The 3,520-nt window shown below is 70.8% G+C and carries 5 protein-coding genes; all 5 read left to right on the top strand.

Annotated features, from left to right (window positions below):
* Nucleotides 1-460, top strand: a 460-nt coding sequence (locus HUW62_RS46250; protein ID WP_255204023.1) for a HEAT repeat domain-containing protein, incomplete at its 5' end; no start/stop codon positions are given.
* 114 nt (nucleotides 461-574) lie between these two features.
* Entirely contained in the window at nucleotides 575-1,102 is a 528-nt protein-coding gene (locus HUW62_RS46245) for a DivIVA domain-containing protein (protein ID WP_163870667.1), read from the top strand.
* Between the two features lie 3 nt (nucleotides 1,103-1,105).
* Nucleotides 1,106-1,402, top strand: a complete 297-nt coding sequence (locus HUW62_RS46240) for a DUF167 domain-containing protein (RefSeq protein ID WP_163870666.1) — start codon at nucleotides 1,106-1,108, stop codon at nucleotides 1,400-1,402.
* A 12-nt stretch (nucleotides 1,403-1,414) separates the two neighbouring features.
* Entirely contained in the window at nucleotides 1,415-2,650 is a 1,236-nt protein-coding gene (locus HUW62_RS46235; protein WP_176438083.1) for a peptidase MA family metallohydrolase, read from the top strand.
* A 186-nt stretch (nucleotides 2,651-2,836) separates the two neighbouring features.
* A complete protein-coding gene (locus tag HUW62_RS46230) occupies nucleotides 2,837-3,382 on the top strand; it encodes a hypothetical protein (RefSeq protein WP_163870664.1) in 546 nt (181 codons plus the stop codon).
* The last annotated feature ends 138 nt before the right edge of the window (nucleotides 3,383-3,520 follow it).

Here is a 3,520-nt window from a genome sequence, read left to right as displayed (position 1 = left end):
CACGGCCACCAAGGCCGCCCCGGAGCCGTCCCCCGCGCCGGTGGCCTCGGCGGACGACACCGCGCTCCTGCGCGCCCTCCTGTGGGCCGCCCGCCCCGCGCCCGAGGAGGTCCGCGCCATCGCCGTGGAGGACCTGGCCCTCCTGGGAGACCCGCGCGCGCTGGACTCGCTGGCCACCCACCTGTGGGACCCCAATCCCCGCACCCAGCAGGCCGTGCTGCGCGCGGTGTCCCTCTTCCAGCACCCGCGCGCGGAGGAGATCCTGGGCAACGTGGTGCGCCACCCCCGCATGCCGGACGCGCTGAAGATCCAGGCCCTCAACGGCCTCGTCTTCCAGCGGACCTCCTCCGCCCGGCGCACCGTGCAGGACGCCGCCACCGACTCGCGCCTCACCTCGGTGGTGCAGAACGCCGCCCGCGCCGTCGCCGCGCAGTGGGACGCGCCGCCCGCGTCCCGCTGAAGTCCTCGCGCGCTGTCCCCCAAGCAGGCGGGCAGGCGAAGGCGCCCTCCAGGGTGAAGCCATCCTCCGGGCCGATTCCTGGAGAACGCGCCGCCCTGCGCTAGACTGGCGCGCATGAAGATCACTCCGCTCGACATCCGGCAGAAGCGGTTCGACACGGCGCTGCGAGGTTTCTCGCGTCGCGAAGTCGAAGCCTATCTCGAGCTGATCGCCGGTGAGTTCGAGGAAGTGGTGAAGGAGAACATCGCGCTCAAGGAGGAGCTGAAGCGCACGCAGCTCAAGCTCGAGCAGCACCAGGAGCGCGAGCGCACCCTCCAGGAGACGATGGTCACCGCCCAGCGCATCAGCGAGGACCTCCAGTCCGCCGCCAAGAAGGAGGCGGAGATCATCATCGCGGACGCCGAGCATCAGGCCGAGAAGATCGTCCACGGCGCGCACCAGCGACTGGTGCAGGTGGTGGAGGACATCAACGAGCTGAAGCGCCAGCGCACCCAGTTCGAGTCGCAGGTGCGCTCGGTGCTGGACGCGCACCAGAAGCTGCTGGAGACCTTCAAGGCCCCCACCTTCGCGGACCGCGACTACGCGCGCGTCGAGGACAACGTGGCCTACCTGTCCCAGAAGAAGGCCAACGGCAACGAGTAGCCCATGGCCGCGCCCTGGCTGAAGTCCCTGCCGGACGGCGTGGAGCTGGCCCTGCTCATCCAGCCCCGCGCCTCGCGCACCCGCGTCGTCGGCGAACACGACGGTCTGTTGAAAATCCAGCTCGCCGCGCCTCCCGTGGATGGGGAGGCCAACGCCGCCCTCCTCGAGTTTCTCGGCAAGCAGCTCGGAGTGCCCCGACGACAGGTGACGCTCGTCGCCGGTGACGCATCGCGACGAAAACGCGTTCACGTGGTGGGGGTTGATGCGGCGCGGGCCGAGGCTGTTATGTCTGGGGGATAGCGAGGCCCCCGCATGCGCCACCTGCTCGTCCTGCTCCTGTTGCTGCTGGCCATGCCTCGGGCGTGGGCCCAGGGTTTGGGTGAAGGCTCTGGTTCCCATCCCCACGGCGGTGAAGCCCTGGTGGACGACGTGGTGCTCGTCCCCCACTCGCGGCCCGCCATCGCCGCTGGAGAGGTGGCGACGAAGCGCTTCCGAATCCTCCACACGGCGGCGGCCACCGTGGCGGCGAAGGAGCTCGCGGGGCAGATTGAGTCCGTCCGGGACGGCTTCGGCAACATCCTGGGGCGCGACTGGCCCGGGGTGACGGAGATTCGCCTGGGCGTGGGCCGCGAGGAGTTCGAGGCCCTGGCGCTTCCCGGAGGCCGGCCTCCGGGCTGGGCCGTGGCGCTGGCCTACCCCTCGCATCAAATCATCCTGCTGGACGCGCTCAGCCTGCACGCGCCGGATGGTCAACAGACGCTGCGGCATGAGCTGGCGCACGTGGCGCTCGGCCAGCTCGCCCGAGGCTGGCCCCGCTGGTTCCAGGAGGGCGTCGCGCAGAACGTGACGGGAGAGCGCTTCTCCATCACCCACTACTCCGCCCTCTTCCGCGCGGTGACGCAGGAGCGCGTCTTCCACTTCGAGGACCTGTCCTCGGACTGGCCGGACCTGCCCGCCGACGTGGAGATCGCCTACGCCCAGAGCGCCGCCTTCGTCGCGCACCTGTCCACCCGCTACGGCCCCCAGGCCATGGGCCTGCTCATCGACGGCGTGCGCGCTGGAGAGCCCTTCGAGACGGCGTTCGGCAAGGCCTTCCACACCTCGCTGGACGTGGAGGAGGCCGGCTGGCGCGACGGACTGGCGGCGCGCTACGGCTGGCTGCCGCTCACCACCAGCTCCGCCCTGCTGTGGCTGACGGCCTCCATCTTGTGCGTGGCCGCGTACGCGCGCCGTCGCCAGCAGAAGGCCGCGCGGCTGGCGGAGATGACGGCCCAGGAGGCCGCGGACGAGGCCGCCCTGCGGCTGATGATGGTGGCCCAGCAGCAGGCGGCCGAGTCCGTCACGCCCATGGCGGGCCCGGCGCCGCACCAGGAGCTGTACTGGCCCGGCCCCGCCCCTTCCGAGCCGGAGCCCGAGCACCCCGAGGCGCCGCCCCACGCGGAGTCGGCGTCGGGTGAGTTCTCCGTGGGCCCCGAGCACGAGAGCGAGCAGCCGGCCGGCGCCGACGACGCGCTGAAAGCCCGCACCGCCAAGCCCACGCTGCACTGAGACACGGGCCGGCCCCGGAGTCCTGGGGGGCCCTGTCTGGACCTTCGGACAGGTCTACAAGCCGAACCCCGAAGTTTTTACCTTCCCCCGCCACGGCGCGCGCGAGTGCGTCCTCCAAGTGGCTGATTTCCCAGGAGACCCGGTTCCTCAGCCGCTGGCAGCAGCCTTGCTATAGCCCCCGATGCGATGCGGAAGGCACCGGAAATGACTGAGCGAGGACGTAAGGCAGCCGGGCTGGCGCGGTTCTTCCGCCAGCAGCCGGACCGTATCGCGGCGCTGTGGCGCCGGATGCGGATGACGGCTCACGACGCGGCGGACGGCGCCCAGACTCCCTTGAGTCAGTTGGACGGGCTGGTGGAGCCCTTCGTCAAGGAGCTGGGCGTGACGCTGGAGGGGGACGACACGAGCCCCTGGAGTCGTACGAAAGCGGTGCTGCGCCTGTCGCCGGAGCGTGGCGCGCGAGCCCTGCACGAAGAGTTCTCGGCGCTGCGGCGCTGCCTGGTGGACGCCGCGGAGGTGCTCGGCGGTGGGGATTGGGAGAAGGAGCAGATCAACCGCGCCGTGGACGAGGCAGTGGACTCGGCGGTGGCGCTGCTTCAACGACTGAGGGATTCGAGAGTCGAGGGGCCGCGAGTGCCCTTCGGAGGTTTGGTGGTCGAGTACTTCGAGCGCCCGTCACGCGTCACACACGTGCCGCCGGGCTCGAGGGATGGACGTACCGCGATGCATTGAGGGTGGTCGGTTTTGCCGACCCGTTCGGCTTGACGCTCCAATTCCTGGGGGCGTCCGAGGCCGGCGGGAGGGAGCGTGCCAGGGGTGGGGACCTCATGGCGCGCCTTTGGGGTGGCGTGCTCCCACTGGGGAGTGGTG

It is taken from the genome of Myxococcus sp. AM011 (assembly GCF_013372595.1).
GTDB classification, from domain to species: domain Bacteria; phylum Myxococcota; class Myxococcia; order Myxococcales; family Myxococcaceae; genus Myxococcus; species Myxococcus eversor.
This window is presented reverse-complemented; position numbering and strand designations above follow the sequence as displayed.